Consider the following 22054-nt stretch of genomic DNA (forward strand, 5'->3'; position numbering starts at 1 on the left):
AGAAGGACCGGTTGTGTTCTTGTTCAGTGCGCGTCGTGCGCCTGGCCGAGGTACACGAGCGCCAGCATCATGAACACGAACGCCTGAAGCGTGATGATCAGGATGTGGAAGATTGCCCAGGCGGTGCCGGCAATGATGTGGATGAGCGCCAGGCTGATGCCGGTCGCGGACAGCGACCACGCGCCGCCCAGCAGGGCGATCAGCAGGAAGATGAGTTCACCGGCATACATATTGCCGAACAGTCGCATGCCGTGCGACACCGTCTTGGCCACGAACTCGATCATCTGCATCGCGAAGTTGAGGATGCCGAGGATCACCGCGAACACGGGGTTCTTGCTCGTGCCGAAGGGAGCGGTGACGAGCTCGTGCGCCCAACCACCCATTCCCTTGATCTTGACGTTGTAGTACAGGCAGATCAGCAGCACGGACACCGACAGACCCATGGTCATCGAGAGGTCTGCCGTCGGCACGGAGCGCATATAGGCGTGATGAGGATCGTGGCCCGCGGCGCCGTTCAGCCACTGCCAGGCGGCCGGCAGCAGGTCGACGGGCAGCAGGTCCATCGCGTTCATCATGAAGATCCACACGAACACGGTGAGCGCGAGCGGGGCGATGAACTTGCGGCTCTGCGCGTTGTGCACGATACCCTTGGCCTGGGCATCGACCATCTCCACCAGGATTTCCACGGCCGCCTGGAAGCGGCCCGGCACGCCGGAAGTCGCCTTGCGGGCGGCCCGCCAGAGGAGGTAGCAGCTGATCACGCCGAGCAGGATGGCGTAGATCATCGAATCGAAATTGAAGACCGTGAAATCCGCCACCGACTTCGCCGGATGGTTTTGCCAGAAGGTCAGGTGGTGGAGGATGTATTCCCCCGCGGTCTGTCCGTGTTCTGCAGCTTCAGCAGCGACGTTTTCAGCAGCCATGTTTCTTCAAATCAAAAGTTAGCCGTTCACCGGCTCACGCTTCTTTTTGGGCGCGTACGCCAGCGCGAGCCAATACACCTTCATCGTCAGAACCAGGCCCACCAGCAATGCCGGCCAGCTCAGGTCTGCCACCAGCTTCGGCGCCGCCATCAACAGGGCGATTGCCGAAGCGATCTTGACCATTTCCCACGCCATGAACCCGACCGCCGCGGTGCCCGCGTTCAGGGAGGAAAAACGGCTGGAGATGCCGCGCGCCAGAATGGCCGCGGGAATCACCACGGCCAGCGCGCCGTATCCGGCGGACCACCCAACGTTTTGCCTCCCGGTGACGCCCCATGCGGCCAATGCCACGACGAGACCCACCACAGCCTGCCCCGCAACCACCCACCAGGGGGAAACCGGGGGGTTTTGTTCGCGCAGCCTGCGCGCCTCGTCGGCGGTCAGCTGCTTGAACGGGAGCTCTTCCTCCGAATCCACCAGGGGAGCGACGGTTTTCATGAATTCTTGTCGCCTTTGGACCCTGATTTTTACAAAGCCCCTGATTATAAGTAGAAACCCCCTCCGGCTGACCAATACCCGACCAAGTGCTCGGCTTTGGTGCAACGTCAAAGGTCTTTTGCACAGGGCAGTGGAATCGCCGAGGCGGCACAATCGACTGATGAACCCTTCAGAACTTACCGATCTTCCGTGTTACCTCAACGGCGAATTCACCCGCCTGCGCGATGCGAAGGTGAGCGTCATGGACCGGGGCTTCGTCTTCGGCGACGGCATTTATGAGGTGGTGCCGGTCTATGCCGGCCGGCCTTTCCGTTTCGAGCATCACATGGCCCGGCTGGAGCGCAGCCTGCGCGAGCTGCGCATCGAGAACCCGAAGACGCGCGAGGAATGGCGCGCGCTGGTCGACCGTTTGACCGCGACCTATGCGCAGGAGCAGGGAAAGACGCCGGCGCAGACCGACCAGATCGTCTACATCCAGGTGACCCGCGGCGTGGCCATGCGGGACCATGCGATGGTCCAGGGAATCACGCCCACGGTCTTCGCCATGACCAACCGCATCGCCGCGCTGTCGGCTGCCGACCGCGCGGCAGGTGTGGCTTGCGTCACCGCGGACGACTTCCGCTGGAAGAAGGCGCACCTGAAGAGCATCAGCCTCGCGGGCGCCGTGCTGTCGCGCCAGATCAGCGCGGATGCCGGCGCGCTCGAGACCATCATGTTCCGCGACGGGTGGCTGAGCGAAGGAGCGGCCGCCAACGTCTGGGTCGTGAAAGGCGGCACCCTGTCCGGTCCGCCGAAGGACAACCTGGTCCTTGAAGGCATTCGGTATGGCCTGATGGAAGAGCTATGCCGGGACGCGGGCGTTCCGTTCGAATTGCGGCGGATCAGCCGCGCCGAGGTCCTGGCCGCCGACGAGTTGCTGCTGTCCAACGCCTCCAAGGAGATTCTCGCGGTCACGCGCCTGGACGGGCAGCCGGTTGGAAACGGCAAGCCCGGCCCCATCTACGAAAAGATGTACGCCGGCTACCAGCGTGCCAAGCAAAGCGCCTGACATGACCACCCCTACCCCGAGCCCCATTCCGCAAGTGATCGGCAGCGAGCCCGCGCGCGAGTCGCTGATCGAATATCCATCGCGCTTTCCCATCAAGGTGATGGGAACGAAGGTCGACGGGTTCGTGCATGCGGTGACGACGATCGCCAGGCAATTCGACCCGGCCTTCGACGCGTCCACCATCGAACTGCGCGACAGCAAGGCAGGCAAGTACCTGGGCATCACCATCACGGTGAATGCCACCAGCCGCGACCAGCTCGACGAGCTTTACCGCACCCTGTCGACGCATCCGATGGTGAAGGTCGTCCTCTAGCCATGGACACGCGGGTCCGCGGTCGCGTGGACTACCTGCCCACCTACGAGGCGATGCAGGCGTTCACGGCGGCGCGGACGGATGCAACGGTCGACGAGCTGTGGTTGTGCGAACACCCGCCTGTCTTCACACAAGGCCTCGCGGGGCGCGCGGAACATGTCACCGACGCTGGCGGCATTCCGGTGGTGCAGACGAACCGCGGTGGGCAGGTGACTTACCACGGCCCCGGCCAGGTGGTTGCCTACCCCCTGGTGGACATGCGCCGGGCCGGCTACTTCATCAAGGAATACGTCTACCGTATCGAGGAGGCGGTGATCCGCACGCTGGCGCACTTCGGCGTCACGGGGCATCGGGTACGCGGTGCCCCCGGGATTTATGTTCGGCTCGACGATCCTTCCTCCCATGCCGTGCTGCCGCCTTCCCAAGCTTCGCCGGCGGGGAGCCCCGACTTCTCCGGCCTCGGCAAGATCGCCGCGCTGGGGCTCAAGGTCAGCCGGCAATGCACCTACCATGGCGTGGCCCTGAATGTCGCCATGGACCTGGAGCCCTTCTCCCGTATCGACCCTTGCGGCTACCCCGGGCTGAAAACGGTGGACCTTTCTACAATCGGGGTCTCCACCCATTGGGACGACGCGGCGGGCGTGCTGGGCCGCAAGCTCACCCAGCACCTCGCTGCCTGAAAGCACTCCATGAGCTCCTCCGAAGTCGTGCGCGAAGCGCAATCCACCGAAAACTACCAAGCCGGCGCCAAGCAGAAGGCCGCGGCCAAGCTGTCGCGCATTCCCGTGAAGGTGGAGCAGGCCGAGGTCCTCAAGAAGCCCGACTGGATCCGCGTGCGCGCCGGCTCCCCGACGACACGGTTCTACGAGATCAAGCAGATCCTGCGGGAGAGCAACCTGCACACCGTGTGCGAAGAGGCCTCCTGCCCCAACATCGGCGAGTGCTTCGGCAAGGGAACCGCCACGTTCATGATCATGGGCGACAAGTGCACGCGGCGCTGCCCGTTCTGCGACGTGGGCCATGGCCGCCCGGACCCACTCGATCCGAACGAGCCGGAGAACCTGGCAAAGACCATTGCGCGCCTGAAGCTCAAGTACGTAGTGATCACCTCCGTGGATCGCGACGACCTGCGCGACGGCGGTGCGGGCCACTTCGTCGAGTGCATCCGCAAGACGCGCGAGCTGTCGCCCGGCACCACCATCGAAGTGCTGGTGCCCGATTTCCGCGGCCGCGACGACCGCGCGCTGGAGATCCTGAAGGCGGCGCCGCCCGACGTAATGAACCACAACCTGGAGACCATCCCGCGGCTCTATCGCGAAGCGAGGCCGGGTTCCGACTACGCGTTCAGCCTGAACCTGCTCAAGAAGTTCAAGGCGCTGCATCCCCAGGTGCCGACCAAGAGCGGCATCATGGTCGGTCTCGGCGAAACCGACGACGAGATCCTGCAGGTCATGCGCGACATGCGCGAACACGACATCGACATGCTGACCATCGGACAGTACCTCGCGCCCTCGAGCTCCCACCTGCCTGTGCGGCGCTACGTGCACCCCGACACCTTCAAGATGTTCGAGGCGCGCGCGCTGGAGATGGGCTTCTCGCACGCCGCCGTCGGCGCCATGGTTCGCTCGAGCTATCACGCAGACCAGCAGGCCCACGCAGCGGGCGTCGCGAACACCTGAGGCCGCGCACCTGCACGCGAACCTGTACGCGCTCGGCGCGATCGCGTTGTGGGCCACGCTGGCCGTGCTCGGAGTCTCGCTCGCGCACGTTCCGCCTTTCCTGCTGACGGGCCTCGCCCTGGTGATCGGCAGCATTCCCGCCTGGCCGCTGGCGCGCCAGTGGCGGGTGCCCGCCTCGACACTGGCCCTGGGCATCTACGGGCTCTTCGGGTTCCACTTCCTGCTCTTCATCGCACTGCGGCACGCCCCTGCCGTGGAGGCGAACCTCGTCAACTACCTGTGGCCGCTGCTGATCGTGGTCCTTTCGCCCGTGCTGCTGGCGGGATTGCGCTTGCGTGCGGCGCACGCGCTGGCCGCCATCGCGGGCTTTGCCGGGGCGGCGATCGCGATCCTCGGCTCACGCGACGCCACGGGCGGCGGATGGGCGTGGGGCTACCTGCCTGCGCTCGGCTCGGCATTCATCTGGGCCACCTATTCCCTGATGACTCGCCGCGTCGCTGCCTTCCCGACAGCCGCCATCGGGCTGTTCGGCCTCGTATCAGGCGTTCTTTCCCTGCTTTGCCATGCACTCCTCGAGCCCCCCGCGACACTGGCGGCACGAGATTGGGCCTTGCTGGCGGCAATGGGCCTCGGGCCACTCGGTGCGGCGTTCTTCCTGTGGGACGCAGCGCTGAAGCGCGGGGATCCGAGGCAGATCGGCATCCTGAGCTATCTCACACCGCTCGCATCGACGGCGTTGCTGGTCGTCTTCACGGGCCGCGGTTTCAGCGCGGGGATCGTGGTGGCGGCTGCGCTCATCATCGGTGCCGCAGTGGTCGGCACGCGCGTGCGCTAACCCACCATCGAGGACGGGTCCTCGGACTCGAGCACCTGCTTCGCCCACGCCGCCATGCGCGTGGTATCGACCCGAAGCACCTCCTGCTTGACGGCAAGGATTTGCGCCGGGTGCATGGAGAAGCTCCGCAGTCCCAGGCCCAGCAGCAGCCGTGTGAGGGTGGTGTCGCCGGCCATCTCGCCGCAGACGCTCACGCCCTTTCCTTGGGCATTGCATTCCGCGATCGTCTCTGCGACCAGGCGCAGCACAGCGGGGTGCAGGGGATCGTAGAGATGCGCGACCGACTCGTCGGCCCGATCGATCGCCAGCGTGTACTGGATCAGGTCGTTCGTGCCGATCGAGAGGAAATCGAAGTACTTCAGGAATATCTTGAGGGTGAGCGCGGCCGCCGGAATCTCGATCATCGCGCCGATGCGGATGGGGCCGTACGCCACGCCGCGGTTGTCCAGCTCGGCACGCGCGAAGTCGATGAGCGACAGGGTCTGACGGATTTCACTGGCATGCGCGAGCATCGGAATCAACATGTTCACCTGCCCGTGCGATGCGGCACGCAGGATGGCTCGCAATTGCGTGAGGAACATCGCTGGGTCCGCCAGGCTCCAGCGGATGGCGCGCAGGCCGAGCGCGGGGTTCAGGTGCGCGGCGTCGCGCACCGAATCGTCCAGCGGCTTGTCGGCGCCCACGTCGACCGTGCGGATCGTGACGGGCAATCCCTCCATGCCCTCCACCGCCCGGCGGTAAGCCTGGTACTGCTCTTCCTCGTCGGGCAGCGCACCCCGCCGCCCCATGAACAGGAATTCGCTGCGGAACAGGCCGACACCCACCGCTCCCGCTTTCACCGCGGCCGCCGCGTCTTCCGGCAACTCGATGTTGGCGAGCAGTTCGATCTTCTGGCCATCGAGCGTGATGGCCGGCGTGTGGCGCAAGCGGGAAAGCCGCCCGCGCTCCAGTTCGCCCTGCCGCTGCTTGAACCCGTATTCGGCCAGGATGATGGGCGATGGATCGACGATCATCACCCCCGCGTCGCCGTCGATGATGATCCAGTCGTCCTGCCGCACCAGCTGGCTCGCGCTGCGCGCACCGACCACCGCCGGAATGTCCATGCTGCGCGCGACGATCGCAGTGTGGGAGTTGCGCCCGCCGACATCGGTGACGAATCCCGCGAACACGCTCTGCTTGAACTGCAGCATGTCGGCGGGCGACAGGTCGTGCGCCACCATCACGAGCGGCACATCCATGCCGTCTTCCAGGAGCAGGTCCTGCTGGGTCTTGCGCCGCGGACCGCCCGGCGGCACCACCGGCAGGGGCACGCCCTTCATGTAGCGCAGGATGCGTTCGGCCACCTGCTCGAGATCGGCCTTGCGGCCCCGCAGATAGTCGTCCTCCATGTCGTCGAACTGCCGCGCGAGCACTTCCAGCTGCGTCGTCAGCGCCCATTCGGCGTTGTAGAGGCGCTCGCTGATCCAGTGCTTGACCCCGCTGATGAGCTCCTCGTCCTGCAGCAGCATCAGGTGAACGTCCAGCAAGGCGGCCAGCTCGTGCGGTGCTTCCTTCGGGCCCATCTGCGCGATGGTGTGCTGGAGCCGATGCAACTCGTCGACGACCGCGTTGCGCCCCGCTCGCACACGGCCGATCTCGTCCTCGATCTGGCTTGCGTCGATGAAGTAGTGCGCCACGTCGACGCGGCTGGATGCCATCAGCACAGCGCGCCCGATGGCGATGCCGCGGGCGACTGCGAGGCCGTGGACCGAGAACGTCATCTCGCCGCCCGGCCGCCCCAAGGCGAAGAGCCCCCGTGGGGGGCAGGGAGCCACGCGCAGCGGCCGACCGTGAGGGTGGTCATCATTCGCCCTCGCCGAATTTGTCCGCGATCAAGGCGAGCAGGGCATCCATTGCCTCCTGCTCTTTCTCGCCGCTCGTCTCGATGACGACTTCGCTTCCGATGCCGGCGGCCAGCATCATCACGCCCATGATGCTCTTGGCATTGACGCGACGGTCGCCGCGGCTGATCCACACGTCGCAGGGATAACTGCCGGCCAGCTTGGTGAGCTTGGCGGACGCGCGGGCGTGCAGGCCCAGCTTATTGTTGATGGTCGTGCTTGTCTTGATCATGGTTCTTGCGTGCCTGATTCTGCGGCGCGGTGATCGCGACCTGCATCACACCCTGGGTGCCGCCCACTACGGCGCGCGAAACCAGGGCCTCCAGGGGTTCATTGCGATAGCTCACCGCGCGCAGCAGCATCGGCAGGTTCACGCCGGTGATGAGCCGCGAAGTCACACCGTCCACGAGTTTCTGCGCGACGTTGCTCGGCGTCGCGCCGAAGATGTCCGTGAGGACCAGCACCCCCTTGACCTGGGTCGCCTGCGTCAGCTGGCGCAGGGAGATGCGCGCGGTCGCCAGGGTTTCCTCGGGCGGCATGTTGGGCTGCACGTCGACCGCCGCGAGCTGCGGCCCGCAGTCCGGAAAGACGTGCAGCGCGCAGCTGCGCAGTGCGTGCGCCAGCGGAGCGTGGGCGATGATCAGGATCGCGTTCATTGGCGGGAATTATCCTTTGCAAGCACGAAGTACCCATAGGACATAACGCCGCAACCGAGGAACACGGCCAATGCGCAGCGAAAGGCGCCGGTCTCGCCGAGGCCCGCGGCACCGAAGCCGTCGATCAGGAGGCCCACGCCCCACTGGATGACGAACACCCCCGCGAAGATGACCAGGTTGAAGGCCGATAGCGCCCGGCCGGACAGCTCGGCCGGGAAGGCCAGGCCCACCGCGGGCTGGGCCAGCGACACGAACGTGGACGTGATGCAGAACGCGGCCCAAGCCCATGCTCCTGCTGCAGGTCCAGCTATGATAATCGTAGCAAGCGAGATGAAACTCAGCGGCAGGCCCCAGGTGATCATCAGTTGCGCCGACCATCCGCGGCGCGCAAACCACGGATTGAGCATGCCCCACAGCCAGAACGTGCAGAGCATGCTCACATTGATCAGGAAGAGGCCCTGCGCCGCTTGCAGCGGGTCGTAGCCCGACACGCGCACCATCCACGGGCCGGCCCACAAGGTCTGCATCGCAAGCAGGCCGCCGTAACTGAAGAAGCCGATCGGGCTCATGCGTCGAAAGAGCGGGTGCCGCCAGACGTCGGCGTACCCCCCGGGATGCGGCTCCTTGCCTGCTGGAGTCGATGGCCAGGCCGGCACCGCCCAGGCAATGAGGGCCATCGCCAGTCCGAGTGCGCCGGCGAGCAGCCAGAACACGGGGCGCCAGCCCGCGACGGGCACCATCCACTGCACGGGCAAGGTGGAGCCCACCATGCCAAACGACCCGGTCATCAGCATCCATGAGTTCGCGCGCAGCTGCGCGGGTGCCGTGAACCAGCGGCGATACCCCGTGAGCGGCGCCATCAGGCAGGCGCTGACGCCTACCCCGCACAGGATCCGGGCCACCATGAGCGCAGGGAAACTGGTTGCGGCCGAGAACGCGAGGCAGCCGGCGACCGCCACCAGGAGGAAGCAAAGGATCACGTTTTTCGGCCCGTGCCGATCCAGCCAGGTCCCCAGCGGCAGCTGGGTGGCCGCGAACCCGAGAAAGTAGCCTCCGGCGAGGAGGCCCAACTCGGTGGCGTTGAGCGAGAACTCCCTCGTCAGCGTGGGCGAGAGCGTCGCCGTCACCCCGCGCAGCAGCGCGGAGAAAAAATACGCGAACGCGAAGGCGAGGAATACCGTGACGGCCGGACGGCGCTCGAGCAGGCTCATTCGAAGCGCAGTCCGCCGAAGAACGGCTCCGAGAATTCGGGTTGGAGGCGGTTGGTGAAGATCACGGCCTGGAACACACGGCTGCCTTGGGCGAAATAGGCAGCCCGGCTTTCCACCGGGCTGCCGTCCGCCCGCGTCCCGCCGGCGACGACCTGGAGCGATTCCCGCAGCGGAGATGCCCCGCCGGGCGCGAATGCCGTTTCGCTCGATCCGGTGCTGCGCATGTTCGCGAGGTTGGCGCGCTTCCATTGCGCGAGGGCCGCGCCGGCTTGCGCGGCGTCGCCGATGTCCGCGGACATCAGGGCGAACGTGGCACCGCCCGTGTCGCAGCCGACCACCTCGAGCTTTACCGACCTGCCGGCCATGGGCACCTCGCGGTCCGCGTGGTCCGGCTTGCAGGGAAGCATCGCCTTCAGACGGGCAGGCTCCACACGGACTTCACGCCAGTTGAACGTGGGGCTGCAGGCTGCGGCGGCGAAAGCCAGCGCGATCGTGCCGATGTACAAACGGGGCATCACACGATTATGTGCGGGGGCGGCACAATGCCGCTGACATGAACTCACTCGATGGCATCCGCGTTCTCGACCTCTCGCGCGTCCTCGCGGGTCCCTGGTGCACGCAGACCCTGGCGGACCTGGGCGCCGACGTGATCAAGATCGAACGGCCGGGCAGCGGGGACGACACGCGTGGCTGGGGTCCGCCCTTCCTCAAGGATGCGCAGGGCCAGGACACGGCAGAGGCCGCCTACTACCTCGGGACCAACCGCAACAAGCGAAGCGTCACCTGCGATATCGCCCAGCCGGATGGCCAGCAGCTGATCCGCGAACTCGCCGCGAAGTGCGACGTGTTCGTCGAGAACTTCAAGGTCGGCGACATGGCGCGTTACGGTCTTGACTTCGATTCGCTGCATGCCGTCAATCCCCGCCTGGTCTATTGCAGCGTCACCGGGTTCGGACAGACCGGGCCCTACCGCGAACGCGCGGGCTACGACTACGCAATCCAGGGCATGGGCGGCCTGATGAGCATCACGGGCGAGCGCGATGACCTGGGCGGCGGCCCGCAGAAGGTGGGCGTGGCCGTGGCGGACCTCTTCACCGGGATGTACGCGACAGTCGCCATCCTCGCCGCGCTGCGCCATGTCGAACGCACCGGCACCGGACAGCACCTGGACATGGCGCTGCTGGACACGCAGGTGGCGATGCTGGCGAACCTTGGTGCCAACTACCTCGTCAGCGGCCAGGTTCCGCGGCGTGCGGGCAACGCGCACCAGAACATCGTCCCTTACCAGGTGTTCGAAGTGGCGCCCGCGCCGGACGGGAGCAAGGAATACATCATCCTCGCCGTGGGCAACGACGGGCAGTTCGCCAAGTTCTGTGCCGTCGCGGGGCAGCCAGAGCTCGCGAAGGACCCGCGTTATGCCAAGAACCAGGATCGCGTGCGGCACCGGACCGTGCTCGTCCCCTTGCTCGAAGGCGTCCTGAGGCAGCGCAGCAAGTCCGACTGGCTGTCCTCGCTGGAAGCCGCGAAGGTGCCCTGCGGTGCCATCAACAACCTCGCGGAGGTTTTCGCCGACCCGCACATCCTCGGACGCGGCATGATCACGCCGTGGGCGCATCCGTTGCAGCCGGACCTGCGGCTCGTTTCCAGCCCCATGAAACTCTCCGGGACGCCCGTGCGCACGGACCTGCCGCCACCGCTGCTCGGACAACACACGGACGAAGTGCTGGCCGAAATGCTGGGCTACTCCGCGCAGCGGCTGTCGGCCCTGCGCTCCCAGGGGATCACCTGATCACCGCAGGCCCATCCCCAGGGCCTTGCCCGCCGCCTGTGGACGTCCACTAAAATGGCGTCGGTCCACAGGAAGTCCGGATGAAGCGAATGTTGTATGGCGCCGCGGCAGCGGCCGTGCTGGCAATGGGTGCCGCCCTGTATATGGGGACGGCAAGCGCAGCCGCGCCGCAATCGACTTTCGTGTTGCTGGACGGATCCAGAAAGTCCACGACGGACCTCAAGGGCCGCGTGACGCTCGTGAACTTCTGGGCCACCAGCTGCGTCACCTGCGTGGGCGAGATGCCCAAAGTCATCGCCACCTACGACAAGTACCACCCGAAGGGCTACGACACCCTGGCAGTGGCCATGAGCTACGACCCCCCGAGCTACGTCGTCAACTTCACCGAGACCCGCAAGCTGCCGTTCAATGTCGCCATCGACAACACGGGTGATGTCGCCAGGGCATGGGGCGACGTGCAGCTCACCCCCACGACCTTCCTGGTGAACAAGCGCGGGGAAATCGTCAAGCGTTATGTCGGAGAACCGAATTTCGCCGAACTGCACCAGTTGATCGAGAAACTGCTGGTGGAGGGCTAGGCCCTCCCTCGATCATTCCGGGTACGCCTCGATGCCGATGGCCAGCTTGACCTCATCGGAGATGGCGGGCACGCCGAACTTCATGCCGAAGTCCGACCGCTTGAGCGTGCCTTCGGCGTAAGCACCGCACATGGGTTTCTTGTTGAAGGGATGCGGCCCGCACTTGAACGAGGCCACCGTCAATTTCATCGGCTTCGTGACCCCCAGGAGCGTCAGGTTGCCTTCGATGCTCTCGAGGTTCTCGCCGCTGAAATTCAAGCGGGTCGATTTGTAGGTCATCTCGGGAAATTCCGCAGCGTTGAAGAAGTCGGGCGAGCGCAGGTGCTCGTCACGCGACCGCGCCCCGTCTGCACGCTTGGCGTCGCCGGTCGATATCGTGGCGGTCGCGACCTTGACTTCGAGGTTCCCGTTCTTGGCTGCCGGGTCGAAGACGATCTTGCCGGTCATCCGGTCAAAGCGGCCGTGGATGGTCGTCATCCCCAGGTGGTTCACGGTGAAATTCGGAAACGAGTGCTGGGAATCGATCACATAGGTCTGCGGTGTCGCGAAGGCACCCATGGGCAGAGCGGCGACAAGCAAGGTGGAAAGAAGTTTGTGCATGGTTGGCTTTCTCTGTTGACGAACAAAAATAGTGGATGGGGCATCAAGCCGGCGGCGCGCCCACGTACCACGCAAGGGCGAGCGCCGCGATCATCGGCACCGCGCAAGCCAGCACAGTCAGGACGGCTCGTGGCCAGGGGGCGAAGCGTTCGGCGCGGATCATGAGGGCGGCCCAGGGAATGAGGAGCGTCGGCAGCAGGGCAACCCACGGCAGTGAGCCCGTGAACACGATGAGCAGCCCAACCATGGCGGCTATCGCGGAAGATGGCAATGAGAATCCAGCCCCGACAGCGCCCTGCTGCCGGCGCAACAGCACTGCGAGGAGCACAGCGCCCGCGCCCGCCCCGATCGCAATGCCGAATTGCGCAAGGAGGGCCGACGCACCGAGCAATGCGAGACCCCCCGCGCTCAACCCCTGGACCATGGACATGGCGGCCGTGCGGGCTGGATCGCCCTCCACGCTCAGGCTGGACCCGACAAGGGCAGCCACGTAGGCGGCGGCGGCCAGGCCCTTCCAGTAAGCACCGGGGACTTCCTCTTGTTGAAGCACCCGCCATAGCATCCACAACGCTGCAGCAGCTGCGGCGGCGGAAATGGCACAGCGCACGGCCAAGCCGCCATTCCCGTGCGTGCGCGAGAGTCCCGCAATCGCAATCGCGGTGGCCGCGCCGGCGAGAATCAGCTTGCGGGTGGCCGTCAGCGGTTCGAACGAATACCCGACGGTCAGTCCAACGGCGGCTACGAAGGCCACGACGATCCCGAGAGCCAGAAATCGCGCCCGCCGCATCGGTGCCGCAACTGCAAGGCTCACCAAAAAGGGGATCGCGGCAGCCTGCACCGCCGGGTGATCCAGCAATCCTCTCCACTCGTCCATCTCTCCCCTTCCCTCCGTGTTCTTGTGATCCCCTGCCTCACCGAGCCTTATTGGGTAGTGAATGTATCGTGGCAGGACTTGCATGCATTCGCCGCGGAACGGTACGCCGACTTCAGCGCGTCGAGATCGCCCGTGCGGCTTGCCGCCTGGAGTCTCAGCACTTCGGATTGCATTTTCTCTCCCAGGTCCTTGAACTTGGCCTGCTCCGTCCAGATGGCCGGTTTTGCATCGGTGATGCCGTGTTCGGTTCCGGGCCCGAATGCGATCCAGGGCAACCTGGACAGCATCACGACAATGTCTGCATTGTCAGCGGCCACTTTCGCATCGAAGGGCACGCGACCATTGGCCATCGCCCCGATGCGCGAGTAGAAGTGGTTCCCCATGGTGAACATGACGCTTTGCCGGTACTTGATCGCATCTTCCGGCTTCCGGAATTGCGCCATGGTGCCAGTTGCCGTCATCATCGCGATGATCGATACGATCGCTGCATGCGAAGCTTTCATGGCACCCTTTCGTTTGCACCGGTAAGCTGCTGAGTCTGCGAGTCCGCTTAAGTTCAGCTGACTTGGCGCGCCCCGGGAAACTACCAACACCTTGTTCGAACGGCGAACGACCTACGCAACGCCAATGCCTGACGAGCCACTTCGATCGATCCGCATCTGGGATTTGCCGACACGGCTGTTCCATTGGGCCCTCGCCGTCTGCGTGGTGGCGTTGGTCGTCACAGGAAAAATCGGAGGGGACGCCATGCCTTGGCACGGGCGCCTCGGCTACGCCACCGGGGCCTTGCTCCTATTCAGGCTGGCCTGGGGGTTCGTGGGCGGCTACTGGTCGCGCTTCGCCGCATTCAAGCCGTCGCCTGGCGCGGCCCTGCGGTACCTGCGCCATGGGGGGGACGCGCGAGCGACGGTCGGGCACAGCCCGATCGGCGCGTTGTCTGTCTACGCTTTCCTGCTGTTCCTCGGGCTGCAGGTCACCTCGGGCTTGTTCAGCGATGACCAAGCGGACTTCACCGGCCCGCTGAACATTCTGGTGTCCAATCGCACTGCGAAGCTCCTCACGAGCTACCACCAGGTCGGGCAATACATTCTGATCGTGCTGGCCTTGCTGCACGTGGCGGCCATTTTCTACTACCGATTCAGGCAGGGCCGCGACCTCACGGCGGCGATGATCCATGGAGACAAGGACCTGCCCTTCGAAGTCTCTGCCTCGGCCGACGATGCGAAGACCCGCTGGAAGGCGCTCGGACTGTTCGCCCTGTGCTGCGTGCTGATGGGCTTCATCGTACGCTTGGGCACCGTAGCGGTCGGCTGAGCTGCAACCGGGGGCGCAAAGCAGTAAACTGGCTGCCCCCCAACAGCTCCCCCACACGCGTGCAAACGCAGCAGCTTCCGCAGGTACGGCTCTCCACGCCGCGCACCCCCGACGAACTTCATGCCGTGCGCGAGATCTTTCGCGAGTACGCCCGCGGGCTGGGCGTCGATCTTTGCTTCCAGAACTTCGACGCTGAACTCGAAAGCCTGCCGGGCGACTACTGCGCCCCGCGGGGCGCATTGCTGACGGCCACAGTCGACGGCCGGTTGGCTGGCTGCTGCGCGCTGCGTCCGCTGGACAATGCCGACTATCCCAACGCGGCGGAAATGAAGCGGCTCTATGTGCGCGATGGATACAGGGGGCTGGGCCTGGGGCGGCAACTGGTGGAGGCCACGCTCGATGCCGCACGGCAGGCCGGCTACGCCTGCGTGCTGCTCGATACGCTGGATGACATGGAAGCCGCGCGCACACTTTATGAAGACCTGGGGTTCGAAGACATTCCGCCTTACTATCACAACCCCATCGCGGGAGCGCACTACCTGAAGGCCACGCTCGACTAGCGCGGCCTGGTCTCAGCCCTTCGCCTGGGCCAGCATGGTGCCGGCGTCGCTCACTTCGAACTTGCCGGGCGCTTCGACGTTCAGGGTCGCGACCTTGCCGTCCTTGATCAGCATCGAATAGCGCGCGCTGCGTACGCCCATGCCCTTGCCCGTGAGGTCCATCGTCAGGCCGGTGGCTTTCGCGAATTCCGCGCTGCCGTCGCCGAGCATGCGCACCTTGCCGTTGGTCTTCTGGTCGCGCGCCCATGCGCCCATGACGAATGCATCGTTGACGCTCACGCACCAGATCTCGTCCACGCCCGCCTTCTTGAGGTCGTCGAACTTTTCCACGTAGCCCGGCACGTGCTTGGCCGAACAGGTGGGGGTAAAGGCGCCCGGTAGTGCGAACACCGCAATGGTCTTGCCGGCGGCCGCTTCCCGCGTCTTCACGGGGTTCGGCCCGATGCTGCAGCCGTTGCCCTCGACTTCGGAATATTCCTGCAGGGTGGCCTCGGGAATGGTGTCTCCGACCTTGATCATGAAGTGCTCTCCAAAAAAGAAACGACCCACATTGTGGGCCGTTTTTGGTGAGCTTGCAGGTACTGCAGGATCAGACTTCGATGGCCTTCTCGACCAGGCGGGTCGCGACCCAGTTCTTCGTCTTGGAGATCGGGCGGCTCTCGGTGATCTCGATCACGTCTCCGGTATGGAACTCGCCCTTTTCGTCGTGTGCGTGGTACTTGCTGGACTTGGCAACGATCTTGCCGTACAGCTCGTGCTTGACGCGGCGCTCAACCAGGACCGTGACGGTCTTGGAGCGCTTGTCGCTCACCACCTTGCCGATCAGGGTGCGCTTGAGGGAAGTTTTGGCTTCGGTCATGTGTTTGCTCCCTTACTTCGCCGACTTCGACTCAGCCTGCTTCTGGGCAAGGATGGTCTTGGCGCGGGCGATGTCGCGGCGCGTGATGCGCAGCGTGCCGGTGTTGGTGAGTTGTTGCGTAGCCTTCTGCATCCGCAGGCCAAAGTGGGCCTTCTGCAGGTCCTTCACTTCGTTCTTGAGGCCGGCAACGTCTTTTTGGCGCAGTTCAGTCGTTTTCATGTTTCATCACTCCTGAATTACGCGCCGATCATGCGGCTGACGAACGTCGTGCGCAGCGGCAGCTTGGCGGCGGCCAGGCGGAACGCTTCACGCGCGAGCTCTTCGGTCACGCCGACGATCTCGAAGACGACCTTGCCCGGCTGGATTTCGGCCACGTAGTACTCGGGGTTGCCCTTGCCGTTACCCATGCGCACTTCGGCAGGCTTGTGGGAAATCGGCTTGTCGGGGAACACACGGATCCAGATGCGGCCACCACGCTTCACGTGGCGGGAAATCGCGCGGCGCGCGGCTTCGATCTGGCGGGCCGTCAGGCGGCCACGGTCCGTGCACTTCAGGCCGAAGTCACCGAAAGCCACCGAGTTGCCCCGGGTGGCGACGCCGGTGTTACGGCCCTTTTGCTCTTTGCGGTATTTGCGACGAGCGGGTTGCAGCATGTTTACTCTCCTTTACCGTCGGCCGGGGCGGCCGGCGCGGCTGCTTTACGCACGCGCTTAACGGTAGTTTTCGGTGCGTCAGCACCTGGGGTTGCCTCGGCGGGCTTGTCGGTGCCGTCAACCGGCGCGACGTTGCCCGCACCAGCTGCGGTACGGCGGGGGGCGGGACCGCCGCGGCGGTCGCCCGAAGGACGGTCGCCCGGACGTGCGTCGCGGCGCGGACCACGCGGGCCACGGCGCTCTTCGCCTTCGGGGCGCGGCGTCGAGTCCAGCGAAGGCGCATCGTTGCGGCCCAGCGTGTCACCTTTGTAGACCCAGACCTTGACGCCGATGACGCCGTAGGTGGTCTTGGCTTCCGAGAAGCCGTAGTCGATGTCGGCGCGCAGCGTGTGAAGCGGCACGCGACCTTCGCGATACCACTCGGTGCGCGCAATCTCGATGCCGTTCAGGCGGCCAGCGGACATGATCTTGATGCCCTGCGCGCCCAGGCGCATCGCGTTCTGCATCGCGCGCTTCATCGCGCGGCGGAACATGATGCGCTTTTCGAGCTGCTGGGTGATCGAGTCGGCGATCAGCTGGGCATCGATTTCGGGCTTGCGCACTTCCTCGATGTTCACTGCCACCGGCACGCCCAGGCGCTTGCCGAGTTCTTTCTTGAGCGCTTCGATGTCTTCGCCCTTCTTGCCGATCACGACCCCCGGGCGAGCCGAGAAGATCGTGATGCGGGCGCTCTTGGCGGGACGCTCGATCAGCACGCGCGACACGGCGGCGTTCTTGAGCTTGGCCTTCAGGTACTCGCGCACCTTGATGTCTTCGGCCAGCATGCCGGCGAAGTCGCGATTGCTCGCGTACCAGCGGCTGGCCCAGTTGCGGCTCACCGAAAGACGGAAGCCGGTCGGATGGATTTTTTGTCCCATGGTCTTCGAGCCTTTAGTTGCCGACGGTCAAGTACACGTGGCACGTGGGCTTGACGATGCGATTGCCGCGGCCTTTGGCGCGCGCGGTGAAACGCTTGAGCGAAGCGCCCTGCTCGACGTAGATGGTCTTGACCTTCAATTCGTCGATATCGGCGCCGTCGTTGTGTTCGGCGTTGGCAATGGCGGACTCCAGAACCTTCTTGACGATTCCCGCAGCTTTTTTCTGCGTGAAGTTCAGGATGTTCAGGGCTTGGTCCACTTTCTTGCCGCGGATCAGGTCGGCCACCAGACGGCCCTTGTCGACCGAGAGGCGGACGCCGCGAAGGACTGCACGTGTTTCAGACATGGTGCTACCTTTACTTCTTCACGACTTTTTTGTCGGCTGGGTGACCCTTGAAGGTGCGCGTCAGGGCGAATTCGCCCAGCTTGTGGCCCACCATCTGGTCGGTGATATAGACCGGCACGTGCTGCTTGCCGTTGTGGACGGCGATCGTGAGCCCGATGAACTCGGGCAGGATCATGGAGCGGCGCGACCAGGTCTTGATCGGCTTCTTGTCCTTCGTGGTCACGGCCTTGTCGGCCTTGGCCACGAGGTGGTGGTCAACGAACGGACCTTTTTTGAGAGAGCGAGTCATGGTGCTATCCCCTTATTTCTTGCGACGCGACACGATCATGACCTGCGTGCGCTTGTTGTTGCGGGTGCGATAGCCCTTGGTCAGGTTGCCCCACGGGTCGACAGGATGGCGGCCTTCGCCGGTCTTGCCCTCGCCGCCACCGTGCGGGTGGTCGACCGGGTTCATCACCACACCGCGAACGGTCGGGCGAATACCCATGTGGCGCTTCACGCCTGCCTTGCCCAACTGGCGCAGGCTGTGCTCTTCGTTAGCCACTTCGCCGATGGTGGCGCGGCACTCGATGTGGATCTTGCGAACCTCACCGGAGCGCATGCGGACCTGTGCGTAAGTGCCTTCGCGTGCCAGCAGCGTCGCCGAAGTACCGGCGGAACGCGCGATCTGCGCACCCTTGCCGGCTTGCAGCTCGATGCAGTGGATGGTCGAGCCCACCGGGATGTTGCGAACCGGCAGGGTATTGCCGGCGCGGATCGGGGCCTCGGCACCACTCATCAGCACCGAGCCGACCTCGAGGCCGCGCGGGGCGATGATGTAGCGGCGCTCGCCGTCGGCGTAGCACACCAGTGCCAGGTGGGCCGTGCGGTTCGGGTCGTACTCGATGCGCTCGACCTTCGCCGGAATGCCGTCCTTGTTGCGAACGAAATCGACAACACGGTAGTGATGCTTGTGACCACCGCCCTTGTGACGGGTGGTGATGTGGCCATTGTTGTTGCGGCCGGACTTCTGGAACTGTGGTTCCAGCAGCGGCGCGTACGGGTCACCCTTGTACAGGTGGTCCCGCGAGATCTTCACCATGCCGCGATGGCCTGGCGAGGTGGGTTTCATCTTGATGACAGCCATGATTTACGCGGCCTCCCCTGCGAGGTTCAGCTCTTGACCGGGCTTGAGCGTCACGTAGGCCTTGCGAACGTTGTCGCGGCGGCCCACCGAGCGGCCGAAGCGCTTGGTCTTGCCCTTGGTATTGACCACCGAAACACCCTTGACCTCGACCTTGAACATCAGTTCGACAGCCGCCTTGATCTCGGGCTTGGTGGCATCTTGCAGCACCTTGAAGGTGACGGCGTTGGTCTTGTCGGCGACGTGCGTGGCCTTTTCGGACACGATCGGGGCCACCAGGACCTGCATCAGCCGGCCTTCGTCGAAGCTGCGCTGTGCGGGAGTGGGATTGACGCGGCTCATGCGAACATCTCCTTGAGCTTGTCGATGGCGCCCTTGGTGACGAGCACCTTCTTGTAGTGCACCAGCGACAGCGGATCGGCGAAACGCGGCTCGACGACGAGCACGTTCACCAGGTTGCGCGAGGCGAGGTAGAGGTTCTCGTCGACTTCCTCGGCGATCACCAGGACGGAGTCCAGGTTCATGGCCTTGAAGCGCGCGGCGAGTTGCTTGGTCTTGGGCGAGTCCACCTTGATCGAATCAACCACAGCGAGGCGGCCTTCGCGGGCCAGCTGCGAGAAGATGGCGGCCATGCCGGCGCGGTACATCTTCTTGTTGATCTTCTGGGTGAAATTCTCTTCCGGGCTGTTCGGGAAAATCCGGCCGCCTCCGCGCCACAGCGGCGAGGACGTCATACCGGCACGGGCGCGGCCCGTTCCCTTTTGCTTGAACGGCTTCTTGGTCGAGTGATTGACCTGCTGGCGGTCCTTCTGGGCGCGCGTGCCTTGACGGGCATTGGCCTGGAAGGCGACGACGATCTGGTGGACCAGGTCTTCGTTGTATTCACGGCCGAACACGGTCTCGGGCGCGTCGTACTTCGACGAGGCCTGGCCTTGTTCGTTCAGGAGTTCGAGTTGCATTACTTGGCTCCCTTCTCAGCCGAAGGCTTGGCCTTGACGGCGGGTCGGACGGTGACGAAACCACCCTTGGAGCCCGGGATCGCACCCTTGACCAGCAGCAGGCCGCGGGCTTCATCGATACGGATCACGTCCAGGTTCTGGGTCGTGACGGTGTCGTCGCCCAGGTGGCCGGTCATTCGCTTGCCGGGGAACACGCGGCCGGGATCCTGCGCCATGCCGATCGAGCCGGGCACGTTGTGCGAACGGCTATTGCCGTGCGACGCGCGCTGCGAGGACATGTGGTGGCGCTTGATCGTGCCGGCGTAGCCCTTGCCGATGGTCGTGCCCTGCACGTCCACCTTCTGGCCGACCGTGAAGACCTCGGCGGCGGGCACCGTGGCGCCTGCGGCGTACTTGCCTGCAGTGTCGGCGGTCACGCGGAATTCCTGGATGATTTCACCGGCTTCGACACCGGCCTTGGCCAGGTGGCCGGCGGCGGGCTTGATGACGCGCGATGCGCGGCGGGTGCCGAACGTGACCTGCAGGGCCACGTAGCCGTCGTTCTCTTCGGTCTTGACCTGGGTCACGCGGTTGTTCGACACATCGATCACCGTGACAGGAACTGCATCCCCGTCATCGGTGAACAGGCGCATCATGCCCACCTTGCGGCCCAGCAATCCGAGGGATTTGCTAAGACTCATGTTGTTGCTCCGTAACTCTCGCCGCAGCCGCTTCAATTGGCTTCTGCGTTTGCCGCCGTGTCGCCACGGCGCCTGCGAAAGAAGGTTGATAAAACTTCGCCCAATAAAGGCGAAGCCGCAAATTATAGCCCGCCCCCGGCATTTCTGCCAAGGGCGGGCCCCAAAGCTTCTTATTGTTGTGCTGGGCGCAAGGGCCTTGGGCCCCGCCAACCCGTTACTGCAACTTGATCTCGACGTCCACGCCAGCCGGCAGATCCAGCTTCATCAGCGCGTCGACTGTCTTGTCCGTGGGGTCCACGATGTCCATCAGGCGCTGGTGCGTCCGGATTTCGAACTGGTCACGGCTCGACTTGTTCACGTGCGGCGAGCGCAGGATGTCGAAGCGCTTCATACGCGTCGGCAGGGGCACGGGGCCCTTGACGATGGCGCCGGTGCGCTTGGCGGTGTCGACGATCTCGGCGGCGGACTGGTCGATCAACTTGTAATCGAACGCCTTGAGGCGAATGCGGATCTTTTGTTGGGCAGCCATTCGATTACTCCAGGATCTTTGCGACGACGCCCGAGCCCACGGTCTTGCCGCCTTCGCGGATGGCGAAGCGCAGGCCTTCTTGCATGGCGATCGGGTTGATCAGCTTGACCGTGATCGACACGTTGTCGCCCGGCATGACCATTTCCTTGTCCTTGGGCAGCTCGATCGCGCCGGTCACGTCCGTCGTGCGGAAGTAGAACTGCGGACGGTAGTTGTTGAAGAACGGCGTGTGGCGCCCGCCCTCATCCTTGCTCAGCACGTACACCTCGGCGGTGAAGTGCGTGTGCGGCTTGATCGAACCCGGCTTGCACAGCACCTGGCCGCGCTGCACGTCTTCGCGCTTGGTGCCGCGCAACAGAATACCCACGTTGTCGCCCGCTTGACCTTGGTCCAGCAGCTTGCGGAACATCTCCACGCCCGTGCAGGTGGTCTTCTGCGTCGGGGCAATGCCCACGATCTCGATTTCCTCGCCCACCTTCACGATGCCGCGCTCCACGCGGCCCGTCACCACCGTGCCGCGCCCCGAGATGGAGAACACGTCTTCCACCGGCATCAGGAACGCACCGTCGATCGCGCGCTCGGGCTGGGGAATGTAGCTGTCCATCGCATCGGCCAGCTTCATGATCGCCTGCTCGCCCAGCTCGCCCTTGTCACCCTCGAGCGCCAGCTTGGCCGAGCCGTGGATGATCGGGGTGTCGTCGCCCGGGAACTCGTACTTGGACAGCAGCTCGCGCACTTCCATCTCCACCAGCTCCAAGAGCTCGGCGTCGTCCACCATGTCGCACTTGTTCAGGAACACGATGATGTAGGGCACGCCCACCTGGCGCGCCAGCAGGATGTGCTCGCGCGTCTGGGGCATCGGGCCGTCGGCCGCCGACACCACCAGGATCGCGCCGTCCATCTGGGCGGCGCCGGTGATCATGTTCTTCACGTAGTCGGCGTGGCCCGGGCAGTCCACGTGGGCGTAGTGGCGGTTCGCCGTCTCATACTCCACGTGCGCCGTGTTGATCGTGATGCCGCGCGCCTTTTCTTCCGGGGCCGCGTCGATCTGGTCGTACGCCTTGGCCTCGCCGCCGAACTTCTGCGCCAGCACCGAGGTGATGGCCGCCGTCAGCGTCGTCTTGCCGTGGTCCACGTGTCCGATGGTGCCCACGTTGACGTGCGGCTTGGTCCGCTCGAATTTTCCTTTTGCCATTTCAATTCTCCAAAGAGCATGCCCGTGTCGGGTTT

General features: G+C 64.7%; 32 protein-coding genes. 9 read left to right on the top strand and 23 right to left on the bottom strand.

Going from position 1 to position 22054, the window contains the following annotated elements; all coding sequences use genetic code 11:
- Positions 1–23 precede the first annotated feature (23 nt).
- A complete protein-coding gene (gene atpB, locus I5803_RS11760; protein WP_196986543.1) occupies positions 24–923 on the bottom strand; it encodes a F0F1 ATP synthase subunit A in 900 nt (299 codons plus the stop codon).
- 18 nt (positions 924–941) lie between these two features.
- On the bottom strand, positions 942–1421 hold the full coding sequence (locus I5803_RS11765; RefSeq protein WP_196986544.1) for an ATP synthase subunit I: 480 nt from the start codon (positions 1419–1421) through the stop codon (positions 942–944).
- Positions 1422–1581: 160 nt separating this feature from the next.
- On the opposite strand from I5803_RS11765, the gene I5803_RS11770 reads away from it, so the two are divergent.
- Genes I5803_RS11770 through I5803_RS11790 form a run of 5 tightly spaced genes read left to right on the top strand, consistent with a single transcriptional unit; the run spans position 1582 to position 5296 of the window.
- A complete protein-coding gene (locus I5803_RS11770) occupies positions 1582–2469 on the top strand; it encodes an aminotransferase class IV (protein WP_196986545.1) in 888 nt (295 codons plus the stop codon).
- A gap of 1 nt (position 2470) precedes the next feature.
- On the top strand, positions 2471–2782 hold the full coding sequence (locus tag I5803_RS11775) for a YbeD family protein (RefSeq protein WP_196986546.1): 312 nt from the start codon (positions 2471–2473) through the stop codon (positions 2780–2782).
- A gap of 2 nt (positions 2783–2784) precedes the next feature.
- Complete coding sequence (gene lipB / locus I5803_RS11780) at positions 2785–3462, top strand: lipoyl(octanoyl) transferase LipB (protein ID WP_196986547.1); 678 nt, start codon at positions 2785–2787, stop codon at positions 3460–3462.
- A gap of 9 nt (positions 3463–3471) precedes the next feature.
- A complete protein-coding gene (gene lipA, locus I5803_RS11785) occupies positions 3472–4461 on the top strand; it encodes a lipoyl synthase (RefSeq protein WP_196986548.1) in 990 nt (329 codons plus the stop codon).
- A 10-nt stretch (positions 4462–4471) separates the two neighbouring features.
- A complete protein-coding gene (locus I5803_RS11790) occupies positions 4472–5296 on the top strand; it encodes a DMT family transporter (protein ID WP_196988541.1) in 825 nt (274 codons plus the stop codon).
- Here the strand turns inward: I5803_RS11790 and ptsP are convergent.
- The 5 genes from ptsP to I5803_RS11815 all read right to left on the bottom strand — a co-directional run bounded on the left by ptsP (position 5293) and on the right by I5803_RS11815 (position 9558).
- A complete protein-coding gene (gene ptsP / locus I5803_RS11795; RefSeq protein ID WP_196986549.1) occupies positions 5293–7056 on the bottom strand; it encodes a phosphoenolpyruvate--protein phosphotransferase in 1764 nt (587 codons plus the stop codon). The genes I5803_RS11790 and ptsP overlap by 4 nt on opposite strands.
- Before the next feature lie 82 nt (positions 7057–7138).
- On the bottom strand, positions 7139–7408 hold the full coding sequence (locus tag I5803_RS11800; RefSeq protein WP_196986550.1) for an HPr family phosphocarrier protein: 270 nt from the start codon (positions 7406–7408) through the stop codon (positions 7139–7141).
- Complete coding sequence (locus I5803_RS11805; RefSeq protein WP_196986551.1) at positions 7377–7832, bottom strand: PTS sugar transporter subunit IIA; 456 nt, start codon at positions 7830–7832, stop codon at positions 7377–7379. Before I5803_RS11805 ends, I5803_RS11800 begins: the two co-directional genes overlap by 32 nt.
- On the bottom strand, positions 7829–9043 hold the full coding sequence (locus I5803_RS11810) for an MFS transporter (RefSeq protein ID WP_196986552.1): 1215 nt from the start codon (positions 9041–9043) through the stop codon (positions 7829–7831). The genes I5803_RS11805 and I5803_RS11810 overlap by 4 nt, the downstream gene beginning before the upstream one ends.
- Complete coding sequence (locus I5803_RS11815; protein ID WP_196986553.1) at positions 9040–9558, bottom strand: hypothetical protein; 519 nt, start codon at positions 9556–9558, stop codon at positions 9040–9042. Before I5803_RS11815 ends, I5803_RS11810 begins: the two co-directional genes overlap by 4 nt.
- Before the next feature lie 38 nt (positions 9559–9596).
- On the opposite strand from I5803_RS11815, the gene I5803_RS11820 reads away from it, so the two are divergent.
- Together I5803_RS11820 and I5803_RS11825 are read left to right on the top strand one after the other, a co-directional pair.
- Complete coding sequence (locus I5803_RS11820; RefSeq protein WP_196986554.1) at positions 9597–10832, top strand: CaiB/BaiF CoA transferase family protein; 1236 nt, start codon at positions 9597–9599, stop codon at positions 10830–10832.
- Positions 10833–10912: 80 nt separating this feature from the next.
- Entirely contained in the window at positions 10913–11410 is a 498-nt protein-coding gene (locus tag I5803_RS11825; protein WP_196986555.1) for a TlpA family protein disulfide reductase, read from the top strand.
- 12 nt (positions 11411–11422) lie between these two features.
- On the opposite strand, the gene I5803_RS11830 is transcribed toward I5803_RS11825, so the two are convergent.
- The 3 genes from I5803_RS11830 to I5803_RS11840 are packed head-to-tail and all read right to left on the bottom strand — an operon-like array spanning position 11423 to position 13387.
- The gene (locus tag I5803_RS11830) at positions 11423–12010 is read right to left on the bottom strand and encodes a YceI family protein (RefSeq protein WP_196986556.1); all 588 of its coding nucleotides are present in this window, start codon (positions 12008–12010) and stop codon (positions 11423–11425) included.
- Positions 12011–12053: 43 nt separating this feature from the next.
- Complete coding sequence (locus I5803_RS11835; RefSeq protein WP_196986557.1) at positions 12054–12884, bottom strand: hypothetical protein; 831 nt, start codon at positions 12882–12884, stop codon at positions 12054–12056.
- A gap of 47 nt (positions 12885–12931) precedes the next feature.
- Positions 12932–13387, bottom strand: a complete 456-nt coding sequence (locus tag I5803_RS11840) for a c-type cytochrome (protein ID WP_196986558.1) — start codon at positions 13385–13387, stop codon at positions 12932–12934.
- A 124-nt stretch (positions 13388–13511) separates the two neighbouring features.
- Here I5803_RS11840 and I5803_RS11845 point away from each other — a divergent pair, with 124 nt between their 5' ends.
- Positions 13512–14198, top strand: coding sequence for a cytochrome b/b6 domain-containing protein (locus I5803_RS11845; protein WP_196986559.1), 687 nt, complete (start codon positions 13512–13514; stop codon positions 14196–14198).
- 59 nt (positions 14199–14257) lie between these two features.
- Positions 14258–14758, top strand: coding sequence for a GNAT family N-acetyltransferase (locus I5803_RS11850; RefSeq protein ID WP_196986560.1), 501 nt, complete (start codon positions 14258–14260; stop codon positions 14756–14758).
- Between the two features lie 12 nt (positions 14759–14770).
- Here I5803_RS11850 and I5803_RS11855 read toward each other — a convergent pair whose 3' ends face one another.
- The 13 genes from I5803_RS11855 to tuf all read right to left on the bottom strand — a co-directional run bounded on the left by I5803_RS11855 (position 14771) and on the right by tuf (position 22019).
- Positions 14771–15277, bottom strand: coding sequence for a peroxiredoxin (locus tag I5803_RS11855; RefSeq protein WP_196986561.1), 507 nt, complete (start codon positions 15275–15277; stop codon positions 14771–14773).
- 70 nt (positions 15278–15347) lie between these two features.
- Positions 15348–15617, bottom strand: coding sequence for a 30S ribosomal protein S17 (rpsQ, locus tag I5803_RS11860; RefSeq protein ID WP_196986562.1), 270 nt, complete (start codon positions 15615–15617; stop codon positions 15348–15350).
- Positions 15618–15629: 12 nt separating this feature from the next.
- The gene (gene rpmC / locus I5803_RS11865) at positions 15630–15836 is read right to left on the bottom strand and encodes a 50S ribosomal protein L29 (protein ID WP_196986563.1); all 207 of its coding nucleotides are present in this window, start codon (positions 15834–15836) and stop codon (positions 15630–15632) included.
- A 17-nt stretch (positions 15837–15853) separates the two neighbouring features.
- Positions 15854–16270 (bottom strand): 50S ribosomal protein L16, encoded by a 417-nt coding sequence (gene rplP, locus I5803_RS11870; protein WP_196986564.1) that lies wholly within the window; start codon positions 16268–16270, stop codon positions 15854–15856.
- Between the two features lie 2 nt (positions 16271–16272).
- Positions 16273–17187 (bottom strand): 30S ribosomal protein S3, encoded by a 915-nt coding sequence (gene rpsC / locus I5803_RS11875; RefSeq protein WP_196986565.1) that lies wholly within the window; start codon positions 17185–17187, stop codon positions 16273–16275.
- Between the two features lie 13 nt (positions 17188–17200).
- Complete coding sequence (rplV, locus tag I5803_RS11880) at positions 17201–17533, bottom strand: 50S ribosomal protein L22 (protein ID WP_141508352.1); 333 nt, start codon at positions 17531–17533, stop codon at positions 17201–17203.
- A gap of 10 nt (positions 17534–17543) precedes the next feature.
- Positions 17544–17822, bottom strand: coding sequence for a 30S ribosomal protein S19 (gene rpsS, locus I5803_RS11885; protein ID WP_196986566.1), 279 nt, complete (start codon positions 17820–17822; stop codon positions 17544–17546).
- A 12-nt stretch (positions 17823–17834) separates the two neighbouring features.
- Positions 17835–18659, bottom strand: coding sequence for a 50S ribosomal protein L2 (gene rplB, locus I5803_RS11890; protein WP_196986567.1), 825 nt, complete (start codon positions 18657–18659; stop codon positions 17835–17837).
- A 3-nt stretch (positions 18660–18662) separates the two neighbouring features.
- Positions 18663–18998, bottom strand: coding sequence for a 50S ribosomal protein L23 (gene rplW / locus I5803_RS11895; protein WP_196986568.1), 336 nt, complete (start codon positions 18996–18998; stop codon positions 18663–18665).
- The gene (gene rplD / locus I5803_RS11900) at positions 18995–19615 is read right to left on the bottom strand and encodes a 50S ribosomal protein L4 (RefSeq protein ID WP_196986569.1); all 621 of its coding nucleotides are present in this window, start codon (positions 19613–19615) and stop codon (positions 18995–18997) included. Before rplD ends, rplW begins: the two co-directional genes overlap by 4 nt.
- The gene (gene rplC, locus I5803_RS11905) at positions 19615–20295 is read right to left on the bottom strand and encodes a 50S ribosomal protein L3 (protein WP_196986570.1); all 681 of its coding nucleotides are present in this window, start codon (positions 20293–20295) and stop codon (positions 19615–19617) included. Before rplC ends, rplD begins: the two co-directional genes overlap by 1 nt.
- A 214-nt stretch (positions 20296–20509) precedes the next feature.
- Complete coding sequence (rpsJ, locus tag I5803_RS11910; RefSeq protein ID WP_196986571.1) at positions 20510–20824, bottom strand: 30S ribosomal protein S10; 315 nt, start codon at positions 20822–20824, stop codon at positions 20510–20512.
- Positions 20825–20828: 4 nt separating this feature from the next.
- Positions 20829–22019, bottom strand: a complete 1191-nt coding sequence (gene tuf / locus I5803_RS11915; RefSeq protein ID WP_196986572.1) for an elongation factor Tu — start codon at positions 22017–22019, stop codon at positions 20829–20831.
- Positions 22020–22054: the final 35 nt, after the last annotated feature.

Origin of the sequence: Caenimonas aquaedulcis, from assembly GCF_015831345.1 — a bacterium.
GTDB classification, from domain to species: Bacteria; Pseudomonadota; Gammaproteobacteria; order Burkholderiales; family Burkholderiaceae_C; genus Ramlibacter; species Ramlibacter aquaedulcis.

Excerpts from the sequence above, each read along its gene's own strand:
- I5803_RS11845 (WP_196986559.1), top strand. The coding sequence starts at position 13,512 with ATGCCTGACGAGCCACTTCGATCGATCCGCATCTGGGATTTGCCGACA.
- I5803_RS11810 (WP_196986552.1), bottom strand. The coding sequence starts at position 9,043 with ATGAGCCTGCTCGAGCGCCGTCCGGCCGTCACGGTATTCCTCGCCTTC.
- I5803_RS11830 (WP_196986556.1), bottom strand. The coding sequence starts at position 12,010 with ATGCACAAACTTCTTTCCACCTTGCTTGTCGCCGCTCTGCCCATGGGT.
- I5803_RS11820 (WP_196986554.1), top strand. The coding sequence starts at position 9,597 with ATGAACTCACTCGATGGCATCCGCGTTCTCGACCTCTCGCGCGTCCTC.
- ptsP (WP_196986549.1), bottom strand. The coding sequence starts at position 7,056 with ATGACGTTCTCGGTCCACGGCCTCGCAGTCGCCCGCGGCATCGCCATC.
- rplP (WP_196986564.1), bottom strand. The coding sequence starts at position 16,270 with ATGCTGCAACCCGCTCGTCGCAAATACCGCAAAGAGCAAAAGGGCCGT.
- rpsQ (WP_196986562.1), bottom strand. The coding sequence starts at position 15,617 with ATGACCGAAGCCAAAACTTCCCTCAAGCGCACCCTGATCGGCAAGGTG.
- rplD (WP_196986569.1), bottom strand. The coding sequence starts at position 19,615 with ATGCAACTCGAACTCCTGAACGAACAAGGCCAGGCCTCGTCGAAGTAC.
- rpmC (WP_196986563.1), bottom strand. The coding sequence starts at position 15,836 with ATGAAAACGACTGAACTGCGCCAAAAAGACGTTGCCGGCCTCAAGAAC.
- I5803_RS11825 (WP_196986555.1), top strand. The coding sequence starts at position 10,913 with ATGAAGCGAATGTTGTATGGCGCCGCGGCAGCGGCCGTGCTGGCAATG.
- I5803_RS11765 (WP_196986544.1), bottom strand. The coding sequence starts at position 1,421 with ATGAAAACCGTCGCTCCCCTGGTGGATTCGGAGGAAGAGCTCCCGTTC.
- rpsJ (WP_196986571.1), bottom strand. The coding sequence starts at position 20,824 with ATGGCTGCCCAACAAAAGATCCGCATTCGCCTCAAGGCGTTCGATTAC.
- lipB (WP_196986547.1), top strand. The coding sequence starts at position 2,785 with ATGGACACGCGGGTCCGCGGTCGCGTGGACTACCTGCCCACCTACGAG.
- tuf (WP_196986572.1), bottom strand. The coding sequence starts at position 22,019 with ATGGCAAAAGGAAAATTCGAGCGGACCAAGCCGCACGTCAACGTGGGC.
- rpsC (WP_196986565.1), bottom strand. The coding sequence starts at position 17,187 with ATGGGACAAAAAATCCATCCGACCGGCTTCCGTCTTTCGGTGAGCCGC.
- rplV (WP_141508352.1), bottom strand. The coding sequence starts at position 17,533 with ATGTCTGAAACACGTGCAGTCCTTCGCGGCGTCCGCCTCTCGGTCGAC.
- I5803_RS11855 (WP_196986561.1), bottom strand. The coding sequence starts at position 15,277 with ATGATCAAGGTCGGAGACACCATTCCCGAGGCCACCCTGCAGGAATAT.
- I5803_RS11835 (WP_196986557.1), bottom strand. The coding sequence starts at position 12,884 with ATGGACGAGTGGAGAGGATTGCTGGATCACCCGGCGGTGCAGGCTGCC.
- I5803_RS11770 (WP_196986545.1), top strand. The coding sequence starts at position 1,582 with ATGAACCCTTCAGAACTTACCGATCTTCCGTGTTACCTCAACGGCGAA.
- I5803_RS11805 (WP_196986551.1), bottom strand. The coding sequence starts at position 7,832 with ATGAACGCGATCCTGATCATCGCCCACGCTCCGCTGGCGCACGCACTG.
- I5803_RS11840 (WP_196986558.1), bottom strand. The coding sequence starts at position 13,387 with ATGAAAGCTTCGCATGCAGCGATCGTATCGATCATCGCGATGATGACG.
- rplB (WP_196986567.1), bottom strand. The coding sequence starts at position 18,659 with ATGGCTGTCATCAAGATGAAACCCACCTCGCCAGGCCATCGCGGCATG.
- atpB (WP_196986543.1), bottom strand. The coding sequence starts at position 923 with ATGGCTGCTGAAAACGTCGCTGCTGAAGCTGCAGAACACGGACAGACC.
- I5803_RS11815 (WP_196986553.1), bottom strand. The coding sequence starts at position 9,558 with ATGCCCCGTTTGTACATCGGCACGATCGCGCTGGCTTTCGCCGCCGCA.
- I5803_RS11800 (WP_196986550.1), bottom strand. The coding sequence starts at position 7,408 with ATGATCAAGACAAGCACGACCATCAACAATAAGCTGGGCCTGCACGCC.
- rpsS (WP_196986566.1), bottom strand. The coding sequence starts at position 17,822 with ATGACTCGCTCTCTCAAAAAAGGTCCGTTCGTTGACCACCACCTCGTG.
- rplC (WP_196986570.1), bottom strand. The coding sequence starts at position 20,295 with ATGAGTCTTAGCAAATCCCTCGGATTGCTGGGCCGCAAGGTGGGCATG.
- lipA (WP_196986548.1), top strand. The coding sequence starts at position 3,472 with ATGAGCTCCTCCGAAGTCGTGCGCGAAGCGCAATCCACCGAAAACTAC.
- rplW (WP_196986568.1), bottom strand. The coding sequence starts at position 18,998 with ATGAGCCGCGTCAATCCCACTCCCGCACAGCGCAGCTTCGACGAAGGC.
- I5803_RS11775 (WP_196986546.1), top strand. The coding sequence starts at position 2,471 with ATGACCACCCCTACCCCGAGCCCCATTCCGCAAGTGATCGGCAGCGAG.